A 24,143-nucleotide genomic window follows, 5' to 3' on the forward strand; every position below is an offset into this window, starting at 1 on the left:
GTTATCATAGCATTTTCTGCCTAAAAAATGCCAACGTTTGCAATATTTTCTAATCACTGTTATCTTAGCATTGAACAAGTCTTATTTTTTGAACAAGCCTTATCAAGGAACTTACCATGAAACTAATTACTGCGATTTTAAAACCATTTAAACTGGATGATGTACGTGAATCTTTGTCCGAAATTGGGGTGCAAGGGGTGACTGTCACTGAGGTCAAGGGCTTTGGTCGTCAAAAAGGTCATACCGAACTCTACCGTGGGGCGGAGTATGTGGTGGACTTTTTGCCAAAAGTGAAACTTGAAATTGCCGTCACAGATGAGATGGTCGAACCTGCGATTGAAGCCATCACTCGTGTGGCAAGCACAGGAAAGATTGGGGATGGTAAAATTTTCGTCACTAACCTTGAGCAAGTGATTCGTATTCGTACAGGTGAAACTGGGGCAAGTGCGATTTAATTGCCTTTAAGTGACTGAAAAAAGTAACTGAAAAAATTTAACGTCTAGATTTTCCGTGGGTTACGCTTTGCTAATCCACGCTATAAGGTTGAATATTATAGTGAATTAAATCAAAAATAAGACTTTGAAATTTTGGGCGTATGCTATACGCCCCTACGAAACTGTCTTATTTTTAGTTTAAACGGCTATCTAAGATAATCTTGTCTTAGCACTTATGTGCTAGCATAAAAAAAGCTGGAACGTTCCAGCTTTTTTCATTTATAGTAAATTCAATTAGAAATCCTACTTTGCCATTTTGGGCTTATACCATAACACCCTACAAATTTTTGTCATTTCTAATTTAAACAAGGATAAAATCCAGATTATTTGATTTTTTTCCAAGTTTGGCTACCTTTGATTGGCACGCTTAGGGTCATGCTTGAACCACTAACGCTGATGTCCGCACCCAAACCGATGCCCCAACGTGGGTCTTTGGCTTTTCCTGAATATTTACCGCCACCTTTGGCAGTCACGCCTGTGAGGACAGTTTTACCAACGAAAGTTTTGGCTTTTTCGGTATTACCTGCCACGATTTTGCCATTAAAAGCACTACCCGCTTGGGTGATTTGTACTTGGGCTTTTGGTTGACCATCTTCATAGGTTTGCCATGTACCAACGATTGGATCGGCTGCCATTGCAACAACGCTCACGCTTGATAATACTGCACCACATACGATTGATTTAACAGAAAATTTCATAAACAGCTTCCTTGTGTCCTCACCCTGTAGAAGAGAAGAAAATGGGTTAGGGTGATAAGTTGACATTATAGCTAAAATAGCGTGTGGGTAAATGTTTTTTTACAAGGTTGTATAAGTTTTTGGTTACTAAATCTTACTAAATTCTATATTAATCAATTTTTATAATTACAAGTTATTGTTTTTAATGAATTTTATCAAAAACACCTATCACCCACTTATTTGCTTAATAAACCAACTAACCACTCTAAAATCAATAAGATAAGGTTGGCGATGACCATGATGCCTGTGGGTGTTTTTTCTGAGGTGTGTTGGTTTTTTTGATTGGGACTGGCGATGTCATCGGTGGGTAGTGACATGGCGTTGTTTTGGATATGGCTAGGTAGACTGGGCATGGTATCCACGCCTGTCCGCAATGCCAGTTCGTTGAGGCTAATGACTTCAAGGCGTTGGCTGTCATCATTGGGGCTGTAGTATACGCCTGCTTGCTGAAGGCTTGGGATGTAGATAACTTTGTATAGGTGGGATGGAACTAGGATATTTTGGTTGATTTTCTTGATATTTTTACCAACAAATGCTGTGCCTGTAATGACATAAACGTCACCATGTTTAAGGGTGAGGTAGCGTGTGCGAGATTCGACACTTCGCCAAATATTGCGATTGTGTTGGGGATTTTGGGGAACGATATTGGCAAGGCTAAAACTGTCATATTGTTGGGCTAACGTTGCCATGTCAGCATTGGGGGCAAGGTGTCCTCGGTCGTAAGGGACGTTTTTATAGTCATTGAGGGTGGCTTTGATACGGTTGGGCAGTCGGCTTTCTTCGTGAAAGTTATTGACCCTATCAAGGGTGCTGGCTTGTTCGATACGCTGTCGAGTGAGGTGTTCGGCTGACCATAGGGCGGTTTTGCTAATGGCGGAATAGCCCACGGCAAAGCCTTCAAAACATAGATAGTAAATGTCGAGGTTTTTATTTGCTAAAAATTGTGGGGGTTTGGCACTGGGATATTGTTGTCCGCATTGGGCGAGGTGGTCTTGTTGATAGCGGTTTGATTGGGTGTTGTCTGTCGCAGTGAGTGTCGCTGTATGGGGCTGTGTGGGGCTAGTGGCGGTTTTGGCAAAGCTAGGCGTGAGCATTAGACCTAGTACACAGCCTAGTAGTGGTTGTGTCAGTGTTGGTCGCTGTGCCAATACAATGGGGGGCAATGTCATGGATTGGTCGTGAAGTTGGGCTTTTGACAGGTGGGTCATAGACAGGTGTTGGTGGTTAAATTTGAGGTTTGTGATAATTATACATGACAATGGTGGTTTTTTTGGGTAAAATAAGCGTCCTTTCAAAATTTATGATTAATACATGAATCATAATCTTCGGAGACGTGGCTGAGTGGTCGAAAGCGCACGCCTGGAAAGTGTGTATACGTTAATAGCGTATCGAGGGTTCGAATCCCTCCGTCTCCGCCAATCTTTATTTTCGCTGTTTTCCAAATAAATCCAAAATATCATTAAAACCCAGTAATATCAAGAATTTAAATCAACCTAGTTTTACCTTCTTTTCCAAAACAAACCAAAACATTATCAAACTATCCAATAGTTACATTGGTATACAAATACCTTCATAAATTTCTCGCTAAAATTTTGCCAAAATAACCGATAACGCTAACAATATGATAAGATAGTTTTTAACTACCAAATTTTAATCACTATAATGAAAGAGACTTATAACTTATGACCACAAACTGGCAAGACCCTAATTCCGCCCAAGAATCGGCAAACTATGACAATCCAATCCCCAGCCGTTTATTAATTTTACAAACCCTTACCCAACTTGGCGAGGCGACCCATCACGAACTCGGCATGAAATTTGACCTTGATGATGAACAATATAGTGCATTGGGTCACCGCCTAAAAGCCATGTACCGTGATGGACAAATCAGCCGTGATGCCGATGGCGGTAATCCGTTTATTTTTCGCCCATTGACCGAAAACGATGCGGTGACAGGCATTGTTGCCTCGCACGCCAAAGGTTTTGGCTTTGTGGTGCTGGAGGATATGCCTGATTTATTTTTGAATGAAACCGAAATGCGTTGGGTGTTTCATGGCGATAAAGTCAAAGCCATCGCCACCAGTAGCGACAATCGTGGACGCATGAACGGACGGGTGTTAAGCGTGGTCGAACACGCCCAAGAATCCTATATCGGCAAGCTTGAAAAAGACGATGATGGCTTTTTTGTCGAGTTAATTAGCCCCAACGGTCATCAGCCTATCACAGTGACCGAAGAAAATATCGAGGCAATGGGTTTGCGACTGGGCGACCCTGTGCGAGTGGGGATTATCGATTATCCCAATCAGCATGAGTTTGCTACTGGTAAAATCACCGAAAGCCTTGTCGATGACAACGACCGTGAATTGATTATCAAAACCACGTTGTTAAATTATGACATTCCGCATGAATTTAGCGATAAAGTCATGAAACAAGTCGATGCCTATCAAGAGCCGACCGAGGCGGATTTTGCAGGGCGTAAAGATTTGCGTGAGTTGCCACTAGTCACCATTGATGGCGAGGATTCTCGTGACTTTGACGATGCGGTATATGCCGAAAAACGCCGTGGTGGTGGTTATCGCCTTGTGGTGGCGATTGCCGATGTTAGCCATTATGTCACTGCCAATTCGGTGCTTGACCAAGAGGCGTATGAACGTGGGACTTCGGTGTATTTTCCGCATTTTGTCGTGCCGATGTTGCCAGAAAAACTGTCAAACGGCTTGTGTTCGCTTAATCCGAATGTCGACCGCTTGTGTATGGTTGCCGATATTATTTTATCAAAAGCAGGCAAAGTCACAGGCTATGAGTTTTATCCCAGCGTCATGCACTCGCAGGCTCGCTTGACCTATAACCAAGTCAATGATTATTTTGCCAGTATCCAAGGCGAACCGACCAAAGCCGAAGTGCCGATGTCGATTACCCAAAATAAAGCGGTAAAAAAATCCATTGATGTGCTGTATGACCTGTATCAAGTGCTGTTGCAACGCCGTGAAGAACGTCATGCGATGGAATTTGAAACAACCGAAACTTACATTAAATTTAATGAAGAAGGCAAAATTAGCGAAATCATTCCTCGCACTCGTGGCGATTCGCACCGTTTGATTGAAGAAATGATGCTACTTGCCAATACTTGTGCGGCGAATTTTGCCTTAACGCAAGAATTGCCTGTGCTGTACCGCAACCACGATACCCCAGAGGCGGAACGCTCGGCAAGGGTCAGTGATTTTGTTAAACATTTTGGTTTAAGTTTCCCAGAAGAAAACCCAACGCAAGCCGATTATCAACACATTATCGAAGCCACTCGTGAGCGTCCTGATGCGATTAGTATTCATAGCGTGCTATTACGCTCAATGCAACAAGCGAATTATTCACCGACTAATATTGGGCATTTTGGCTTGGCGTATGACGAATACAGCCACTTTACCTCACCAATTCGCCGTTATCCCGACTTGATGCTCCATCGTGCGATTAAGGCGAAAGTCACAGGCAAAAAAGCCCCCATCCCCGACTGGTCGCTAGAAGACGCAGGTGAACAAACCTCGATGACCGAACGCCGTGCTGATGAAGCCAGTCGCTTTGTCGAGCAGTGGCTCAAAGCCTCGTATATGCGTGAGCATATTGGCGAAGAGTATGATGCGGTGGTCACGACCGTGACCAATTTTGGGTTATTTGTCACCTTGACCGATGTGCTGATTGATGGCTTGATTCATATTTCGCATTTGGGGCAGGATTATTTTGTGTATGATGAAAAAGCCCAACAGCTAGTAGGTGAAAAATCTGGGTTGGTGTTTGGCTTGGGTGATAAAGTGCGGATTAAAGTCGCAGGGGTGAATATGGATACCCAGCAAATTGACTTTGATTTGGTCGCCCAACTGGAAAAATCTGCCTTTAATAATCGTGGGAAAGGTAAAAATAAGTCTTCAAAATAGATAAATCGTAGCGTGGGTTAGCCGTCTATTTGGTATAACCCACGGAATTTAAATGTAATACTCTGAATTTCAATGGCTAAGGACTTACGCAAATTTTAAATGTATTTTGCTAAATAAAGACGCTAGACCCCTGCATTCGCAGGGGTCTAGCGTCTTTATTCAGAGAAATGAATTGATAATTTGCGTAAGTCCTAACTTGACTGAATTATTTTTCTAAAATTACTGCATATTTTGTACCAATTTTAACCAAATCAATTTTTAATCAAAAAAAATGCCAACGGTTCACCATTGGCATTTTTTATTTTATCCGTTTAAGTTAGCCAAAATGCACTTGTGCCATCAGCATAATTACCGCCAATACACTAATGATACCCATGATGGGTAGTACGAATTTAAGCCACCTATCAAAGGTAATGTTAAACAGCGACAATACCACCAAAATCAAGCCCGTTGGGGCGACAAAACTCATAATCCCCTGTCCGTATTGAAACGCACTGACCACCGTGTCACGAGGCAAGCCCACCGTATCAGCAAGCGGTGCGATGATAGGAATCGACAAAACCGCCAAACCAGACGATGATTGGATAAAGAATCCCAGCACCACATAAATCAGCATCACCACAATGATAAACAACGATGGACTCATGCCTTGCACCGAATTGGCAGCATAAAACAAAATCGTATCCGAAATCGAGCCGTCTTCTAGCAAGAAGTTGACCCCACGAGCGATACCAATCGACAGCCCCACACCGACTAAGTCCGCAGACCCTGAAATAAAGCTATTCATGGCTTGTTTTTCGGACAGACCTGTAAAAAAGATAGCCAACAAAATGATGATAAAAGCGACAATCAAAAACAGCATCGACATCTCGGCAAACCACCAATCTTGGCTAGACACACCCCATGTCAAAATAAAAAACGCACTGACAAACACCAAAATCATCAAGGCACGAGCTTTGGTAAAGGGAGGGACATCATGCCCCATGTGTTTGAGACTGGCTTCCACAGCTTGACGTTGGTCATAAATCAACGAACTGGCAGGGTTGTGCTTGACCTTACTGGCATAGCGTAGCAAATACACCAAGGTAATCGCCACCCCAATCACCAAGCCGATAAAGCGAAACGTCATGCCATCACTGGGGGAAATCCCTGCGACTGCCGATGCCGTGCCTGTGGCAAACACATTGGTGGTCGAAAAAATTCCACCCACCACAGAGCCTAAATAAATCGCCGCAATACCAACCATCGCATCATACCCTGCGACCAAAAATATCGGAATCAAAATCGGAAACAAGGCGATAGTTTCTTCCGCCATACCAAATGTCGTTCCGCCCAGTGAAATCAAGAAATTCACCAACACAATCAACACAAACTCTTTGCCTTTGGTGACACGAGATAACGCTGCAAACCCTGCATTAATCGCCCCAGTTTGGGTCAATACGCCAATAATACCCCCCAAAATCAACACAAACAGCATGATATCTTGGGTATCGGCAAAGCCTCGAATCGGTGCCATAAAAAAATCTTTAAAGCTAGTCGGATGGGCTTCGACATTTTCATAGGTCTTTGGAATGGCGACAGGCTTTGACAGACTACCACTGGTAAACTTCTCAAGCTTAATATTAATGCCTAAGTTGGTTAAGGTCTGTTGGGTGGCTTCGTAGTTTTTGGTATCCCCTTTGGGGTCAGTCACGACAAAGCTTTTGGCTTCTTCATCGTAAGTAAGTTTGGCATATTTACCTGCAGGAATCACATGGGTTAATACGGTTGCCAATAACAACACCAAAAACAACACGGTATAAGCCGTGGGAAAGCTAAATTTTCGTTTTTTGACCGCCTTCTCCACCGCTGTAGATGACGTATCCATACTACCTCCTTGCAAAATCGGATTAATTGACCGATGAATGGTAACATTCTACAAAATTAAAGCTACAAAAAAATTTAATTCGTGCAAAAATTTTGATAAGTGGGATAAAGGCATGGGATTGGCGATGAATTTTTTATAATAATGCCAATTCCGCACTAATCGGCAGGTGGTCTGACAAGCTCGCCCACGGTTGTCCTGTATGTACCCAAGCACGTTTGACGCTCAGATGACGGACATAAATACGGTCAAGGCTCAAGACAGGCAATTTGGCGGGAAAAGTTGGCAATAATTTACCATGATGAGCAAGCATGGCTTCCTGCATATTGAGGGTATTGCCCAGTTTTTCGCAAGATAGTTTTTTCCAATCATTAAAATCCCCTGCCAAAATCAACGGCTGGGCTGGGTCTATCACGTCATTGACATATTGATAAATCACGTCATATTGTTTGGCACGGTCATTTTCCATGAGATTGAGATGGGCATTTAGTACCACGATGGGTATCTCCCAACCAGTCGGCAAAATTTCACAGTGCAATACCCCTCGTTGTTCCATACGACTGACGGTGATGTTGACATTGTGTTTGGGGTCGAGGGGGTGGCGAGCAAGGACGGCATTGCCGTGATGTCCATGATTGTATTCGACATTTTTGCCGTAGCTATTTTGGTATTGCAAAAATTCGCCAAACCATTCATGTTGGGATTGGTTGGGAAATTCGTTGTATTTGACCATGCGTTTGAGGTTTTGCCCTTGCACTTCTTGTAGGCAGACGATGTCAGGGTTGATGCTTTTGAGGGCTTCGGCGATGCCTTGGAGTTTGACAAGGCGGTTGAGCGGTGACATGCCTTTATGGATGTTGTAGCTGGTGAGAGTGATGGTGGGTAACATAAATACCTTTTGGGAATTAATTGGTGTGTTGGTAAAAGTCACGGAATTATGGTGAAAAATAGTAGGTTATAAGTACCGAAATAAAATCATCTTATAATATTCAATCTCGTAGCGTGGGTTAGCAAAGCGTTACCCACGGAAAATCCAACTATAATTTAATTTTTTCAGTTACTTATGCAATCAAGATTGTCTAATTTTGGCATGATGACTACGTTTTGGAATGTCTAAAACTTGTTGGCATTCAGTTCTAATTTTAGCGTGAAACGATTTTTCATCAAACCCAAACTTGGTGTTAGGAAAGTGCCGAAAAATTTGGTCAAAATCAATATAGTGGTTGTTTGGATTAATTTTTGCCAAAGTATCACAAATAGCAATCTGAAAATCTGTTTTCAATTTGACATAATCACCTCGAAAAATCAAAATACTTTGACCTTCTCTTTTGATTTGATTCAAAAATTGCAATTTTGATAAAGTGTGATTTTGTGGCGTATTTTGATATAAATTTTCAAGTGAAACATAGGCATTATGCTTGCTCATCTTGAGTAAGGTTTGATAAATAGATTGTTGAAACTGGTTCAGATGAGTCAGCTGTTGAATGGCAATATTTTGAGTATTTTGGACAGCAAGCGATTTGATGGGCTTGGTAGGTGTTTTTATTCGTACATAATCGTGATTATCAATTTGGGTAACTTCAAAAACCCCCATACTTTCAATAAAAGCACGTAATTTATTATAACCATAATCTTTATAATTAATTTCTTGCTGTTTTAACTGACTACCCACATAGCTCATAGTGGTAAAGCCATTTTTGGGGGTTGGATTCTCTTGTAAAATACGAATGACTTTATCTATCAATGGCTTGTTAATGGGTAATTTAGTTGTGGTTTGTGAAAGGGTATCTTGTCTTAGGGTTGCTTTGGGGACTTGGGGTGGCGGTGTAGCAGATTTCGCAACAACGGTCTTAACTGAATTAATAGGTTTATTAGTTGCCGTTGCTATGGTTTGATTTTTAATAGTGGGCGTTTTTTCTGTTTCAGTGGCATCAACGACAGGGGCTGTGACTTTAGGGGGTATAATTTTGGGCGAAGGTGCTACAGTTGATGAATTAGGCTTTAAGCGTGGCAATACCACAAAGTTATCACAGGCTTTGCGAAAGGATTCAACGGCGGTTTCTCGACCAAACCCAAAAACTTTTTTCCCTTTGGTGCGTAAATTTTTGGCAAGAATACTAAAATCACTGTCCGATGACAAAATACAAAAACAATCATAACCTTGATATGCCAAATCCATCGCATCCACCGCTAAAGCGATATCAGTCGCATTTTTCTGTTTGACATAAGCAGGAATATGCACTTGCTCAATCAAATGGCTCAGAGCAATGGCATCCCAACTTGCTAAATTAGGTTGCTTAAAATCGCCATAGACTTTTTGACAGCCAATTTTACCCAACTTATTGATTTGTTGGAAAATATCGTCAATTTGTTTGGCATTGGCATTATCGCCATCAATCAAAACAGCGATTTTTTGAAAAACTTGTGGTGAATGGGTCATTATGTATCAATAATTCTCAATTTTCGCCCATTATAAAAGAATCTGCTAAATTCATAAACACATTTTACCCCCAATACCTCTTGATTAACCCTGTAAATCCCCTCAAAAAATGCCATAATAAACCAACCATTTCACACCCCAAACCCAAAAACTCAATGAACCAAGACATCTTTAACCTCCCAGTCACCGCCCTCGCTGGCGTAGGTACAAAAATCGCCGAGCAACTCGCCCAACTCGGCATTGAGCGAGTGTTCGACCTGCTATTACACCTACCCAGAGACTACGAAGACCGTAGCCGACTGGTCGCCATGTGGGAGCTACAACACGGACAATCTGCCCTTGTCGAAGGGGTCATCGCCCACGTTGACAACAAAAAAACAGGCATGAGCGTCCATTTGCAAGACACCGCCTTTGCCACAGGCGGACAGGTGACATTACGATTCTTCAACGTGTATCGAGGACTGGCTCAGACCATGCAAGTCGGCACTCGCTTACGAGTATTTGGCGAAGTCACCATCAACAAATACGGCACGCAAATCAGCCACCCAGAATTTGAGGTCATCGTGGGACACAAGCCCCTCACCAACACAGGGCTGATTCCGATTTATCCCACCGTCAAGGGCTTGCACCAAAACAAAATCCGTAGTCTTGTCAAACTCGCCTTGCAAACCGTCAAACAAGCGAACCCCAATATCCCCACCATGACCGATAGCGACTGGCAAACCGTGCAAAGCGTGATGACTAAGCAGTTTCCGCTGTTGGCTCATGTCAGTAATCCGTTTGCCGATTTTAGCCTACTCGATGCGGTGAGTTTTATCCATCAACCGCCGATTTATACCGATTTAACCAAACAACTGCAAGTGTTAGACAGCCTAAAAAATCGCAGTCACGCCACTTGCCAACGGCTGATTATCGAAGAAATGTTGGCTCATCAACTGAGCCTGCTGTACCGCAAGCAACAACTGTATCAGCACAAAGCCCCACGCTGTGACAATCAAAGTGAGCTTGCCGAGCGGTTATTGGCGAGTTTGCCGTTTCGTCCGACCAACGCCCAAAGCCGTGTGGTAGGCGAGATTGTGGCGGATTTGGCGACTTCGATTCCCATGCTTCGACTGGTGCAAGGCGATGTGGGGGCAGGCAAAACTTTGGTGGCAGGCTTGTCCGCTTGCTATGCCCTCGATAGCGGTTGGCAAGTGGCGGTGATGGCCCCGACCGAGATTTTGGCAGAGCAACATCTGACCAATTTTAAAAATTGGTTTGAACCGCTTGGCATTGGCGTGGGTTGGCTCGCTGGCAAGCAAAAAGCCAAAGAGCGAGAGCAAGCCCTACAAGCGGTGGCGAATAATGAAGTGCAAATCGTCATCGGTACGCACGCTTTATTCCAAGAAAATGTCAATTTTGCCAAATTGGGACTGGTGATTATTGACGAGCAACACCGCTTTGGCGTGGAGCAACGCATGGCTCTGCTTGACAAAGGGCTGGCTCACACCACACCACACCAACTCATCATGACCGCCACGCCGATTCCTCGCACCCTTGCCATGAGTGCGTTTGGTGATATGGATACCTCCATCATTGACGAGTTGCCCCCCAATCGTACGCCCATCACCACGGTCACCATCAGCCGTGATAGGCGTGATGAGGTTATCGAGCGGATTGCCGTCAACTGCCAAGAGGGCAAGCAAGCCTACTGGGTGTGTCCGCTCGTTGAAGAATCCACCGCCCTTGATGCTCAATCGGCACAAGCCACCTATGATGACCTTGACGACCGCCTAAACCTCAAGATTGGCTTGGTACATGGCAAAATGAAACCTGCGGATAAACAAGCGGTGATGCAGGATTTTAAGGCAGGCAAAACCGCCCTATTGGTGGCGACTACTGTCATCGAAGTGGGTGTGGATGTGCCGAATGCGTCACTAATGGTGATTGAAAATGCCGAACGGCTGGGCTTATCGCAACTGCACCAACTGCGTGGGCGAGTGGGGCGAGGGACTGCCAAAAGTTTTTGTGTGCTACTGTACCAAACGCCTTTATCCGAAACAGGGATTGAACGGCTGAATGTGCTTCGTGATAGCACAGACGGCTTTGTCATCGCCCAAAAAGACTTGGAGTTGCGAGGGGCGGGCGAGTTGCTTGGTAAACGTCAAACAGGCTTTGACAGCTATTATATTAGCGACTTGGTGCGTGATGAAAATTTGCTGATTATCGCCCAGTTTGTCGCCAAATACTTGATTGCCGACCCCAAGCGAAAAGCGGATGTACAGCAGTATATCAGCCATTGGACACCCGATGCGGTGAAATATATTAATGCGTAATTCCTATTATCCCAACTTTTTAACCTCTTATCAGATTTACAAAATACTAGCAGACAACTGACTTTCGTTCTGTATAAAATATTTGCTAATTAAGGTACGATGAATGGATAATATGATAGTTTATGTATTATTTTTTCATGGGCATTCACCTTGAGTTACCCACCGTTATTTATTACTAAAATGAAGGATACAACTATGCCACAAACTAAATATGATGCCAATGTTGCTAGTAAAGCAGACGCAGAAGCCATTGTTAATAAAGCAGAAAATGTACAAGGCGTAAAATTTGTCAACGTAAGTGAAGATGGCAAAACCATCGTTGTGACACATGGTGATGATTTTGACGAAGCTGGTTTTAAAGCTGTTGCAGGTCTATAATAAAGTATCTGTCATCAAATACGCCATCGTTTAATTTTGGTGCTGTATTTTTGATATGATAACGCCCTAAGTTTCAAAAAAAGCTGACGAAAGTCGGCTTTTTTATTGGGGTTTTATGGGTCATTGGTAGGGAATTTTAGGAGGATTGATAAGATTTTTTTATCTTTTGCTAAATAAATGGTTTAGAATATAAGCTTATTTTGTTCATTTAATACAAAGGTTTGGTATGTTAGATTGGTTTAATGCTTTAGTGAATGATGCCAATGGCATTATTTGGAATGTTTTGGTGTATTTGTTGGTTGGGGTCGGTTTATTTTTTACCATTGCCACCAAAGGGCTACAATTTCGCTATTTTGGACATTTATGGCGATTGTTAAAAATTTCCCATCAAGGCGGTAAAGAGGGCGGTATTAGCTCATTTGAAGCCTTGATGACCTCGTTGGCAGCCCGAGTGGGTACAGGTAACTTGGCAGGTGTGGCGATTGCGATTGCGTCTGGTGGGCCGGGGGCGGTATTTTGGATGTGGGTCACTGCTTTGGTGGGGATGAACACCAGTTTTATTGAGTCTACCCTCGCCCAAGCCTACAAAGAACCGCACAAAGATAATGTGTATCGTGGGGGTCCTGCGTATTATATCGCCAAAGGCTTGCACCAAAAATGGTTAGCCATTATCTTTTCGGTGTGTTTGTTGATTGCGTTTGGTTTGGCGTTTAATGGTGTGCAAGCCAATACCATTGCTTTGGCATTTAATCAGTCCTTTGGTATTCCCACATGGGCGATGGGGCTAATTTTGGTGGCAATTACCACACCGATTGTATTTGGCGGGATGAAAGCCGTTGCAAGGGCGGCAAGCTTGATTGTGCCTGTGATGGCGATTTTATATGTGATTTTGGCATTTTATGTGATTGCCACGCATTTACCACTATTTCCTTCAGCGATTGCCCATATTTTTAAGAGTGCATTTGGCGTTGACCAAGTCGCAGGCGGTGTGGCAGGTTGGGCCGTGAAAGAGGCGATGATGAATGGGATTCGCCGTGGGCTGTTTTCTAATGAGGCAGGTATGGGTTCTGCCCCCAATGCTGCCGCCAGTGCCAAATCTTACCCTGACCATCCTGCGGTACAGGGTTTTATGCAGATGTTGGGTGTGTTTATTGATACTTTGGTGATTTGTACTGCTACTGCTGTGATTGTGCTATTATCAGGCGTAGTCGAGCATGATACCAAATTGACAGGGATTCAGCTCATGCAACAAGCGATGAGTAGCCATGTCGGTAGTTGGGGTGGCACGTTTGTGGCGATTGCGATTTTCTTTTTTGCCTTTACCTCCATCATTGCCAACTATAGCTATGGTGAGTCAAATATCGAATTTATCACAGGTGAACGTAGCTCAAAACTGGCAATTTTGGCATTGCGAATTGCGTTATTGTCGATGGTGATGATTGGGGCAGTGGCGGATTTACCTGCGATTTGGAACTTTGCTGATTTGAGTATGGGCTTGATGGCAATGATTAATTTGATTGCGATTGTGTGGCTATCGCCAGTGGCATTTCGGATTATCAAAGATTATGAACGTCAGTTAAAATCGGGTAAGCCATTGGGTGACATTAAATTCGACCCAGATTTATTCCCTAAACTTAAAAATGAAGCCAACCGTGATGCGTGGCAAGATTAATCATCAAAAAAAATTCAAAAGGAACAACCATGTTTGACAAAATCGTCCTCGCCAGTAACAATCAAGGTAAATTGCTTGAATTTCAGCATTTATTTGATCAAGCTAACCTGCCAATCCAAGTGCTACCGCAATCCGAATTTGGCATTGGCGATGCGGTTGAGGACGGTTTGAGCTTTGTCGAAAATGCGTTAATCAAAGCTCGCTATGCCAGTCGTTTGAGTGGATTGCCTGCGATGGCGGACGATTCTGGCATTAGCGTGCCTGTGCTACAAGGTCGCCCTGCGATTTATTCGGCTCGCTATGCCCAAGATGAGCCAGACTTTGCCATTAATAAAGACCAAGCCAACAATGCTAAACTATTGCGTGAGCTGTTGCCGTTTCGAGGTAAGCCGATTGTGGGGCAATTTGTCTGCGTATTGGCGTTGGTGCGTCATGCCGAAGATTCCCTCCCCTTGATTGCTCAAGGCATTTGGCAAGGGGAAATTTTGGAAGCCCCACAAGGCGAAAACGGCTTTGGCTATGACCCATTATTTTGGTTACCGAATTTACAAAAAACAACCGCCCAAATGGATAAAGCCGAAAAAAACCAAATCAGCCATCGAGGCATGGCAATGCAAGATTTATTGGGACAAATCGCAACAAATTTTTTACTTTAATAGGCTTTTAATTTATACTATATCACTTTCGGTTGAATTTTATCGTAAATTAAACCAAACATACGATTGTCGATTTTTTGGGCGTATGCAATACGCCCCTACAATTCGGTGTTATTGCTCATTTACATGAACCGATAAAATTGACCCACAGATTTTTTTATCGTTTATTGTTCTCAATTACAGGAATGGAAGGCAATTATGTCAGACTTACAAGTTACCACCAACACATTATCAAACCTACAAACCCAACTTACCGTAAAAGTGCCAGTCGCCACCCTACAAAGCCGTGTCGAAAAACGCATTCAACAAGTGGCTAAAACTGCCAAAATTGACGGTTTCCGTAAAGGTAAAGTACCAGTTTCTCACGTACGTGCCCAATACGGTGCAGGTATCCAACAAGAAGTCATCAATGATACCATTCGTGATACCGTATTTGATGCGATTCGTCAAGAAAACATCCGTGCCGTGGGTATGCCAAACATTGATGATGTCAAACTTGAAAATGACTTTTTGGTATACCAAGCCACCGTTGAAGTATTCCCAGACGTGGAAGTACAAGGCTTGAGCGAAGTAGAAGTTGAACGTCAAGTCGCCACTGTGGGCGATGCCGATGTCGATACCATGATTGAAAACCTACAAAAACAACGCCAAACTTTCGTTGCCAAAGAAGGTGAAGTGGTTGAAGGCGACCAAGTGAAATTTGACTTTGAAGGTTCAATTGATGGCGAATTGTTTGACGGTGGTAAAGCCGAAGACTTTAGCCTTGTGATTGGTAGCGGTCGTATGATTCCGGGTTTTGAAGACGGTATCAAAGGCATGAAAGCTGGTGAAGAAAAAGTCATTGAGGTGACTTTCCCAGAAGATTACCAAGCCGAAAACCTAAAAGGCAAACAAGCCCAATTCAAAATCAATGTTAAAACCGTTGAAGAAGCCACTTTACCAGAGCTAAATGACGAATTTTTTGAAGTATTTGGCGTGAAAGAAGGCGGTTTGGATAAGCTAAAAGCAGACGTTCGCAAAAATATGGAACGTGAAGTAAAAAATGCCGCTCGCTCACAAGCCAAAGAAGCGACTTTCAATGCGTTGCTTGACAAAAACGAAATCGAAATCCCTGCTTCAATGCTAGAACAAGAAATTGAGCGTCAACGTGACATGATGTTACAACGTTTTGCCCAACAATTCGGTGCAAACCCAAATAACTTCAGCAAAGACATGTTGCCAAACGAATTGTTTGAAGACCAAGCCTTGCGTTCTGCACGTTTGGGCGTATTGATTGCTAGCCTTATCGAGAAAAACAAAATCGAAGTTGACCAAGAGCGTGTGACCAAGTTCATCAGCGACATGGCAGAAAACTACGAAGACCCAACCGAAGTCGTTGATTATTATACCAACAACCAACAAGAACGTGCCAATATCGAAGCTGTGGTATTGGAAGACCAAGTGGTCGACTTTATCCTTGCTCAAGGTAAAGTGACTGACAAAGAAGTATCTTATCAAGACCTATTGGCAAGCCAACAACAAGGCTTGATGTAAACCGATATTGATGGATGTTTAAGTAGGTGAACAATTTTAAATTATAAAAAAACCGTTCGTGGTGAGCCTGTCGAACCATAACGGTTTTCCTACCCTTCGACAAGCTCAGGGCGAACGGAAAACCATATTTAATTTTGTTCACTTACTTATAGTAATTTAACTTAGCAATAACACAGCATTTGTAAAGGCGTACTCAGTACGCCCCACACCTCAACGTATGACGCTAATTTAATTCACTATCGTGAGATAATTCACTTGTTTTCAATACGCAATGCCCTTATATTCTATAAGGGTTTTTGCATATTTAAGATAACGACAAACAAGGATAATATATGTTAGAAAAATTCTTAGATTCACCCTTTACCACCAGTCAAGTACAAAATACCTTGACACGTGGTATGGTACAGCCACAATCAGCATTAGTGCCAATGGTTGTGGAACAATCAGCTCGTGGTGAACGCTCATTTGACATCTACTCTCGCCTATTGCGTGAACGTGTGGTGTTTTTGACAGGTCAAGTCGAAGACCACATGGCAAATTTGATTGTCGCTCAGTTATTATTTTTGGAAGCCGAAAATCCAGAAAAGGACATTAACCTATACATCAACTCCCCCGGAGGCTCAGTGAGTGCAGGGCTTGCGGTATTTGATACCATGAACTTCATTCAACCCGAAGTGTCAACCATCTGTATGGGTGGGGCGTATAGCATGGGGTCGTTCTTGTTGGCGGCAGGCGAAAAAGGCAAACGTTATGCGTTAGCAAACTCTCGTGTGATGATTCACCAACCATCAGGCGGGGCACAAGGTCAAGCCACTGACATCGAAATCAATGCCCGAGAAATCCTAAAAATCCGTGCCAGATTGAATAAAATCTTGGCAGAACGCACAGGTCAACCGCTCGAAAAAATCGAACGTGATGTAGAACGTGACTATTGGTTGGATGCAGAAGAAGCCAAAGCCTATGGTTTGGTCGATGAAGTATTACAAAAACGCCCAACATTAGCGTAATTGATAGGGTCGTTTAAATAAGAAATAATACAAATTTTGTAGGGGCGTATTGCATACTCCCAAAATATCAACGTATTATGCTTGATTTAATGCACTATAAAAGAAAAGATAAGTCTTATTGCTTACCAAAAAGAGTACTCCATGAAAAAATTGTTTGAACCGCATTGCTCATTTTGTGGTAAAGCCCAATCTGAAGTCGTCAAACTAATCGCCAGCCCCAAAGGTGATGCCAATATCTGTAATGAATGTATTGAGCTGTGTGAAGACTTGATTGAAGAAACTTTTGGTGATACTAGCACCGAAGTTGCCACCGCATTAAGAGAAAGCTGGGCAGACCGCAAATTGCCCACGCCCAAAGAAATCCGTAAACACCTTGATGATTATGTGATTGGGCAAGACCGTGCCAAAAAAACCTTGGCAGTCGCCGTGTATAACCACTACAAACGCCTAAAAGCCGCTGATGTGTTGCGTGATGAGCCTGAAGTGCCTGTCAACACTGGGGCAGATGATGCGATGGTTGAGCTATCCAAAAGTAATATCTTGCTGATTGGACCGACAGGCTCTGGTAAGACCCTACTGGCTCAGACTTTGGCTCGTGTGCTAGATGTTCCCTTTGCCATCGCCGATGCCACCACCCTCACCGAAGCAGGCTATGTGGGTGAAGACGTGGAAAATATCGTATTAAAGCTATTACAATCAGCGGATTACGATATCGAAAAGACCCAACGAGGCATTATCTACATTGACGAAATCGATAAAATCAGCCGAAAAGGTGAAAATGTATCGATTACTCGTGATGTATCGGGCGAAGGTGTACAACAAGCCTTGCTCAAACTTATCGAGGGAACAGTCGCCAATGTGCCACCGCAAGGCGGACGCAAGCACCCCAATCAAGAGATGATTCAAGTCGATACTAGCAATATTTTGGTGATTTGTGGTGGGGCGTTTGCAGGGTTGGATAAAGTCATTCAGCAACGCACCGAAAAAACAGGCATTGGCTTTAATGCGGATGTCAAACCCAAAGACAATACCAAAAAAATCGGTGAATTATTTAAACAAGTCGAGCCAGAAGATTTGATTAAATTTGGTCTAATTCCAGAACTTATCGGACGTTTGCCTGTGGTGGCAACACTTGAAGAGTTGGACGAAGAGGCCTTGATTCAGATTTTGACTGAACCCAAAAATGCCTTGGTCAAGCAGTACGAATACTTGTTTAACATGGAAAATGCCAAACTTGAATTTACCCAAGAAGGATTGATTGCCATCGCCAAACAAGCATTAAAACGCAACACAGGGGCAAGGGGCTTACGTTCAATTATCGAAAATGCGTTGCTTGATACCATGTATGAATTGCCTTCAATGCAAGCAGGCAAGACCATCACGGTGAATGAGGCGGTGATTAATGATAATCAAGAGCCAAAAGTCAGCTAATTTTTATTCTTTTAAATGAAGTAAGACAAATTTGTAGGGGCGTATTGAATACGCCCTTATCAATTGTGTAAGATGCGTTTCACGCACTACAGTGAATTAAATCAAAAATAAGACTTTAAATTTTGGGCGTATGCAATACGCCCCTACAAAAACTGTCTTATTTCTAGTTTAAACGACTATATTTAATGCAAATATCTTCAACAGGTGCGTATGATGCACCTTACCTTAAGAACATTTTATTTTTAAATTATCTGATTGCGTTAAGCCTAACATTAAATTGAGGTTAATCATCAACTAACCACCCACTCACCACCGCTACGTCAATCTGCTCAGTTATCCACGCATGAATACTGGGAAAATCCTGCTCAATAAAGGCTTGGGCTTTTACCACTTGTGAGCGTTTCACCGCATGGTCACGCCACGCCCCACCTTGGCTGACCATATTTAGCATAAACGGCAATATACGGTCGATGGCTTTGAGCAGTTTGGTTTCTTGACTGTCGCCCACCTCTTGCTCATCCCATAAATTCAGTAACTCATCCTGCAAGGGCGGTGCGACCTGCCCTGCCAAATTTGCCAATCGCACCACGCCCATCCGCTCGCCCACATGGGCGGTGGCACGGTTATCGGCATACAAAAACGTATCGCCAGCATCAATCTCACCCAAATCATGCACCAATGCCATTTTTAGCAATTTTTCTTGGTTTAACCCCAGTTTAAAATACGCATTAAACGCCCAACACGCCATCGCCAAATGCCAAGAATGCTCGGCAGAGTTTTCAAGGCGTTGCTCGCCTGTGCTGGGGTGAGGGGTGATGTAATTTCGGCGATTGACGTTTTTGAGGGCATCAATGGCGAGTAAATAATGGATGATGGTTTGCATAAGATGACTTCTATAAAAATTAACATACTTGATTGAGGCGATGGTTGCTGTTAGCTTTGGTAAAACTCACCTTGAGGGCTATAAGGCTCAACCACGGTCAATTGATACGGCAAATGCCCCAAATAGCCATAATGCCCTTTTGGGCTAATGGTTGCCATCACACAGCCATCAAAATGATAGACCTTTTGGCGTGGGGCTTGCGTTATGCCTGCTTCTTTAGCTAAATCATCAATAATTGCCATTGGGTCGTGCAGGTGATAACTGGTGGCATCGGTGACCAGCGTCAGCCCGTTGGGGGTTTTTTCGATACGCCCACAATAGCTCTGTACACTGACTTCATTATGATAGCCTTGTAAATGTTGACGGCGGTGTTTGGCATCGCTTTTGAGGTAATGCCAGCCACCGACCACGCCTAAAGTAGTGACTGCCCCTGTGGTGGCGGTCGCTAATGCCGACCATTTGGCAACTCGCCATAGCAGTGAGGGTTTTTTGTCAGGCTTTTTGTCGGAATTTTGTTTGTCTTGACTTTTTTTAGCATAATCTTGTTTAGCATAGTTGGTCGAATGGGGACTTTTTGACATGATAATATTGATTTGATAAAAGTGGAGTTAGGCTTATGTTACCTGTTTTTTTGTCTGTTGGCTTATCTTTTTGCACGAAGCAACCATGCTATAATAGTTCGTTACAAATTAAAATTACCAAACTCCAAATTTAAAATCGTAGGGGCTTATTGAATACGCCCTATTCAATATTTTCACTGTTGGGCTGAGGCAATAAGCCCCTACCGTAAAACGCATTGTGAATAGTAAACCTAAGTTCACCATAGGAATATTATGAAAGCCAGAATTCTTGCCGTTGGACAAAAAATGCCTGCTTGGGTGCAAACAGGGTTTGATGACTACCACAAACGCATTCAACCCATGCTCACCACCGAGATGGTCGAAATCCCTGCCTGTAAACGCACCAAAAATCCCTCACCTGCCGAACTGGAAAAATACGCCATCACCGAAGGCGGTTTGATTTTGCAAGCCCACCAGTCTGCTAAACGTGAACGTTTGATTTGCCTTGATGTGCGGGGCAAAAACTGGTCAACCGAAGATTTAGCCGAAAAAATCCAAGAAAATATGCAGATTGGCGATGATATGGCATTCGTGATTGGCGGTGCGGACGGCATTAGCAAAGAAGTATTGGCAAAGGCGGATATGAAATGGTCATTGTCAAACTTGACGTTACCGCATCCGTTGGTACGAGTGCTATTGATGGAGCAGTTGTACCGTGCGATGACCATTATTAACCATCATCCGTATCATCGAGGGGATTATTTTTAGATGGGGTTGGCGTGTTTGGTCTGTAGGGGCTTATTGCATAAGCCCAATTACATCATTTCAAATATAGGGCGTAAGCATTACGCCCCTACCGTTTATTTTTGGTGATTGGTGTTTTCATAACCTTGGAACTTATATGAAAGACACTGGATTCCCACATTCGTGGGAATGACGAAAAATTTTTAATTACTCGTCACCCCTGCGAATGCAGGGGTCTAGCGTCTTTAATCAGTAAAATAAATTCACGACTTGCGTAATTCCTATTGTTTTCCACCAAACCAACTTTATATATTATATCAACAATCCACTAAACATTTAAAGAAATTCTAATGAACCAACATCAAGAAAATAGTTTATCCATCAAAGATTTATTACCAACCTCCCCTTTTGCTTTACAGACCTTGCCGAGTTTGTTTATTTCGCATGGCTCACCGATAATAGCATTAGAAAATAATGCCACTACCCAAGCGATGAATAAAATTGGGCAGAACCTACCAAAACCCAAGTTAATTATCATGATGTCGGCTCATTGGCAAAGTCAGCATCTTGAAATTAATGGTAACCCTGCCCCTGCGACTTGGCATGATTTTAATGGCTTCCCCAGTGAACTTTATCAAATCGACTACCCTGCCAAAAGCGAGCCAGACGTTGCCGAAAGCTTGGCTCATCAGTTACAAAGTCTTGGCATACAGGCGAGCGTCAATCGCTTACGTCCCTTTGACCACGGTGTATGGACACCGCTCATGCACCTATACCCGCAAGCGGATGTGCCAATCGTGCAGATTTCGTTACCGTATCATTTTGACAGTTATGCCTGTTATCAGTTGGGAGCGGTGTTCAGCTCATTGCGACAAGAGCAAGTGTTGATTATTGGCTCTGGTAGTGTCACGCATAATTTACGCCAAGTGCGGTTTGATAGCTGTGAGGTTGAAGATGAAACGAGCGAGTTTAAACATTGGCTGATTAATCAGCTAAAACACGATAAGCCCAAAGCACTCGACTGGGCTAGTCATCCGCTTGCCAAGCACAACCACCCCACGCCTGAGCATTTATTGCCGTTATTTTTTGCAATGGGGGCAGGTGATATGATGAGCGTGGTGCATGAAAGTTTTGCTCATTATAGTTTGGGGATGGATATTTATCGGTTTGATTAATCCACATTCGCTACATCGAGATTTTTGTCAATTTTAAACGCCAACAACGTTCCCAACGCCATTAAAATAAACATCGTCACGCCCAATTTTGCCACCGCATTAAGTGGGAAAAAGTTTAACAACAACCCACCAAAAATCCCCACCATAAAATTCAGCGACCCCTGCAACGCACTCGCCATCCCTGCACGGCGTTTCTGAAACGCCAACGCAATCGCCCCTGCATTCGGCTGAGTCAAGCCAAGACCTGCAATACAACAGAAAATACTCGCAAGCACCAACGGCAACCACGCCTGTGTGCCATACATCAAACCCAACGCCATCAGACAGCCAGACGCAATCACCTGCACGATTGCCCCAAAGCGTAGCAACATCACCAAACGAAAGCGATTGACCAAAAATTGATTGACCTGTGTCAGCCCAATAAACCCTGCCGCATTCATCCCAAAAATCCAACTAAAATGCTGTGGCGTGACCCCATACCCCTCCATAATCAGCTCTGGGGCGGCACTGATATACACAAACATCGCACCCATCAGCAAGCCTGCCCCAATCGCAGGATAATTAAAGGTATTATCCTTAAGCAACGCCCCATACTGCCCCAAAAGCTGTGCAATTGGTTGGGTATTGCGGTTGTTATCACTGAGGGTTTCATGCAAAAATAGCTTGGTTAGCACGATATTTAACACGCCAAATCCTGCCAAAAACCAAAAAATATCTCGCCAATCAGCGGCTTTTAAAATCAATGAACCAAGACTTGGGGCAAGAATCGGCGCAATCCCCATCACCAACACCATCAATGAAAACGCCTTAGCCATCTGCTTGGGATGCAAGCGGTCACGCACCATCGCACGAGTCACCACCGCCCCCACACACGCCCCCAACGCTTGAGCGGTACGAGCGACAAACAGCACATATTCATTGTGCGTGGTGGCACAGATGACGGAGGCAATCACATACAGCACCATACCGACATACAAGGGCTTAATCCGCCCAATACGGTCAGAAATCGGGCCATAAAACAACTGCCCTACCACCAAACCGACAAAATACGCAGGCACAGAATTGGACATCAACGCCGTGGTAATGCCAAAATCGCTCGCCATCGCAGGAATTGCAGGCAAATACATATCAATGGATAAAGGCCCAATGGCGATAATCAGCCCTAAAATCATAATCCAAAGCGTTGGGTAGTCCATATCATGGTGAGGGGCTGAAGGGGTTTCAGTGAGTTGTTCAGTGGGTGATGAGTCAGTCATGGTAAAATATCGTATTCAAGAGGCAGGAAGGTATAGTCATAGTACTTACGCAAAAGACACTGGATTCCTGCATACGCAGGAATGACGACAAAGATTTTAATTGCTCGTCACCCCTGCGAAGGCAGGGGTCTAGCGTCTTTTTTATTTGCAAAGTTATCCAAAATTGCGTAAGCCCTAAGTCGTTTAATCTAGAAATAACACATTTTTGTAAGAGCATATTGAATACGCCCAACATGTCAAAGTAAGGTTTCTGATTTGCGTCACTATAAAAAATAGACCGCCTATTATAAATAATCAAAGCTAAAATAACTGTTTTAATCATTTAGTTTATGTTGAATATTAGTAATTATGGACTAAAAACTTTGTTCCAAGCCTTAAACGCAGGTAAAATAAAATGAATATGACGACTAGGAAACACCATGAGCCAAGATTATTTCGCCCACAAAGCCAGTACCTTTGACCAATCCAGCCCCAGAGTACAAAACGTTGACAACATCGCTCAAGCCATTCGTCAACATATCACACTTGACCCCACCATGAAGCTATTGGATTTTGGCTCTGGCACAGGTTTGCTATTAGAACGCCTTGCCCCACACGTCCACGCTATCACCGCCATTGATGTATCGCCCAGTATGAATAGCGAACTTGGCAAAAAACTTGATACACATGGCAAATTACACGGCTGTGCAGTGACGATTATCGAAAAAGATTTGGTCAATGATAAGGTGCATTTTGACCACACTTTTGATGGGATTATTTCTTCGATGACGTTGCATCATGTTAAAGATATCAATGCCTTATTTGCCCAATTTTCGCAATTATTAAATCAAGGGGGCTTTATTGCATTGGCGGATTTGGCGACCGAAGATGGCAGTTTTCATAGCGAAGATACAGGCGTGTTTCATCATGGTTTTGAGCCAAGTTTTTTGGTAGAAACTGCCACTGCGATGGGATTTGGTGAGGTCAGTTGTGAGGTAGTCAGTCACATTCAACGCCCCAACCATACCTACGAGATTTTATTGTTAACAGCAAAAAAATTATAAGCACTTGTTTGGTAGGGGCGTAATGCTTA

Annotated in this window: 20 protein-coding genes and 1 tRNA gene; 13 read left to right on the plus strand and 8 right to left on the minus strand. The window is 43.4% G+C overall.

Features of this window, described 5'->3' with window-relative positions:
• The first annotated feature begins 116 nt into the window (after nucleotides 1-116).
• Nucleotides 117-455, plus strand: a complete 339-nt coding sequence (gene glnK, locus ACK1U4_RS05090; protein ID WP_419401245.1) for a P-II family nitrogen regulator — start codon at nucleotides 117-119, stop codon at nucleotides 453-455.
• Between the two features lie 362 nt (nucleotides 456-817).
• Here the strand turns inward: glnK and ACK1U4_RS05095 are convergent, their stop codons facing one another.
• Nucleotides 818-1,192, minus strand: coding sequence for a DUF2147 domain-containing protein (locus ACK1U4_RS05095; RefSeq protein WP_419401246.1), 375 nt, complete (start codon nucleotides 1,190-1,192; stop codon nucleotides 818-820).
• A gap of 215 nt (nucleotides 1,193-1,407) precedes the next feature.
• Nucleotides 1,408-2,439, minus strand: coding sequence for a DNA/RNA non-specific endonuclease (locus ACK1U4_RS05100; RefSeq protein WP_419401247.1), 1,032 nt, complete (start codon nucleotides 2,437-2,439; stop codon nucleotides 1,408-1,410).
• Between the two features lie 119 nt (nucleotides 2,440-2,558).
• On the opposite strand from ACK1U4_RS05100, the gene ACK1U4_RS05105 reads away from it, so the two are divergent.
• Both ACK1U4_RS05105 and rnr read left to right on the plus strand, forming a co-directional pair.
• Nucleotides 2,559-2,649 (plus strand) — tRNA-Ser (locus ACK1U4_RS05105).
• 264 nt (nucleotides 2,650-2,913) lie between these two features.
• Nucleotides 2,914-5,157, plus strand: coding sequence for a ribonuclease R (gene rnr / locus ACK1U4_RS05110; protein ID WP_419401248.1), 2,244 nt, complete (start codon nucleotides 2,914-2,916; stop codon nucleotides 5,155-5,157).
• A gap of 316 nt (nucleotides 5,158-5,473) precedes the next feature.
• Here rnr and ACK1U4_RS05115 read toward each other — a convergent pair whose 3' ends face one another.
• From ACK1U4_RS05115 to ACK1U4_RS05125, 3 genes are all read right to left on the minus strand, one after another.
• Complete coding sequence (locus ACK1U4_RS05115) at nucleotides 5,474-7,024, minus strand: YfcC family protein (protein ID WP_419401249.1); 1,551 nt, start codon at nucleotides 7,022-7,024, stop codon at nucleotides 5,474-5,476.
• A gap of 133 nt (nucleotides 7,025-7,157) precedes the next feature.
• Nucleotides 7,158-7,910 (minus strand): endonuclease/exonuclease/phosphatase family protein, encoded by a 753-nt coding sequence (locus tag ACK1U4_RS05120; protein WP_419401250.1) that lies wholly within the window; start codon nucleotides 7,908-7,910, stop codon nucleotides 7,158-7,160.
• A gap of 180 nt (nucleotides 7,911-8,090) precedes the next feature.
• Nucleotides 8,091-9,461, minus strand: coding sequence for an NYN domain-containing protein (locus ACK1U4_RS05125; protein ID WP_419401251.1), 1,371 nt, complete (start codon nucleotides 9,459-9,461; stop codon nucleotides 8,091-8,093).
• Nucleotides 9,462-9,616: 155 nt separating this feature from the next.
• On the opposite strand from ACK1U4_RS05125, the gene recG reads away from it, so the two are divergent.
• The 7 genes from recG (at nucleotide 9,617) to clpX (ending at nucleotide 18,453) form a co-directional block, all read left to right on the plus strand.
• Entirely contained in the window at nucleotides 9,617-11,776 is a 2,160-nt protein-coding gene (recG, locus tag ACK1U4_RS05130) for an ATP-dependent DNA helicase RecG (RefSeq protein WP_419401252.1), read from the plus strand.
• Between the two features lie 195 nt (nucleotides 11,777-11,971).
• Nucleotides 11,972-12,154 (plus strand): hypothetical protein, encoded by a 183-nt coding sequence (locus ACK1U4_RS05135; RefSeq protein ID WP_419401253.1) that lies wholly within the window; start codon nucleotides 11,972-11,974, stop codon nucleotides 12,152-12,154.
• 226 nt (nucleotides 12,155-12,380) lie between these two features.
• A complete protein-coding gene (locus tag ACK1U4_RS05140) occupies nucleotides 12,381-13,826 on the plus strand; it encodes an alanine/glycine:cation symporter family protein (protein WP_419401254.1) in 1,446 nt (481 codons plus the stop codon).
• A gap of 29 nt (nucleotides 13,827-13,855) precedes the next feature.
• Entirely contained in the window at nucleotides 13,856-14,482 is a 627-nt protein-coding gene (gene rdgB / locus ACK1U4_RS05145; RefSeq protein ID WP_419401255.1) for an RdgB/HAM1 family non-canonical purine NTP pyrophosphatase, read from the plus strand.
• Between the two features lie 195 nt (nucleotides 14,483-14,677).
• A complete protein-coding gene (tig, locus tag ACK1U4_RS05150; protein WP_419401258.1) occupies nucleotides 14,678-16,015 on the plus strand; it encodes a trigger factor in 1,338 nt (445 codons plus the stop codon).
• Between the two features lie 398 nt (nucleotides 16,016-16,413).
• On the plus strand, nucleotides 16,414-17,022 hold the full coding sequence (clpP, locus tag ACK1U4_RS05155; protein ID WP_419401259.1) for an ATP-dependent Clp endopeptidase proteolytic subunit ClpP: 609 nt from the start codon (nucleotides 16,414-16,416) through the stop codon (nucleotides 17,020-17,022).
• Nucleotides 17,023-17,163: 141 nt separating this feature from the next.
• Nucleotides 17,164-18,453, plus strand: a complete 1,290-nt coding sequence (gene clpX / locus ACK1U4_RS05160) for an ATP-dependent protease ATP-binding subunit ClpX (protein WP_419401256.1) — start codon at nucleotides 17,164-17,166, stop codon at nucleotides 18,451-18,453.
• Nucleotides 18,454-18,736: 283 nt separating this feature from the next.
• On the opposite strand, the gene ACK1U4_RS05165 is transcribed toward clpX, so the two are convergent.
• Complete coding sequence (locus tag ACK1U4_RS05165) at nucleotides 18,737-19,336, minus strand: HD domain-containing protein (RefSeq protein WP_419400907.1); 600 nt, start codon at nucleotides 19,334-19,336, stop codon at nucleotides 18,737-18,739.
• Nucleotides 19,337-19,386: 50 nt separating this feature from the next.
• Nucleotides 19,387-19,917, minus strand: a complete 531-nt coding sequence (locus ACK1U4_RS05170; protein WP_419400908.1) for a hypothetical protein — start codon at nucleotides 19,915-19,917, stop codon at nucleotides 19,387-19,389.
• 252 nt (nucleotides 19,918-20,169) lie between these two features.
• On the opposite strand from ACK1U4_RS05170, the gene rlmH reads away from it, so the two are divergent.
• Entirely contained in the window at nucleotides 20,170-20,664 is a 495-nt protein-coding gene (rlmH, locus tag ACK1U4_RS05175) for a 23S rRNA (pseudouridine(1915)-N(3))-methyltransferase RlmH (RefSeq protein ID WP_419400909.1), read from the plus strand.
• Nucleotides 20,665-20,990: 326 nt separating this feature from the next.
• The gene (locus ACK1U4_RS05180; RefSeq protein ID WP_419400910.1) at nucleotides 20,991-21,815 is read left to right on the plus strand and encodes a DODA-type extradiol aromatic ring-opening family dioxygenase; all 825 of its coding nucleotides are present in this window, start codon (nucleotides 20,991-20,993) and stop codon (nucleotides 21,813-21,815) included.
• Here ACK1U4_RS05180 and ACK1U4_RS05185 read toward each other — a convergent pair.
• Entirely contained in the window at nucleotides 21,812-23,011 is a 1,200-nt protein-coding gene (locus ACK1U4_RS05185) for a multidrug effflux MFS transporter (protein WP_419401005.1), read from the minus strand. The genes ACK1U4_RS05180 and ACK1U4_RS05185 overlap by 4 nt on opposite strands.
• A gap of 479 nt (nucleotides 23,012-23,490) precedes the next feature.
• Here ACK1U4_RS05185 and ACK1U4_RS05190 point away from each other — a divergent pair, with 479 nt between their 5' ends.
• Complete coding sequence (locus ACK1U4_RS05190) at nucleotides 23,491-24,114, plus strand: class I SAM-dependent DNA methyltransferase (RefSeq protein WP_419400911.1); 624 nt, start codon at nucleotides 23,491-23,493, stop codon at nucleotides 24,112-24,114.
• The last annotated feature ends 29 nt before the right edge of the window (nucleotides 24,115-24,143 follow it).

This window comes from Moraxella sp. TY6 (assembly GCF_048551375.1).
Taxonomy (GTDB): Bacteria; Pseudomonadota; Gammaproteobacteria; order Pseudomonadales; family Moraxellaceae; genus Faucicola.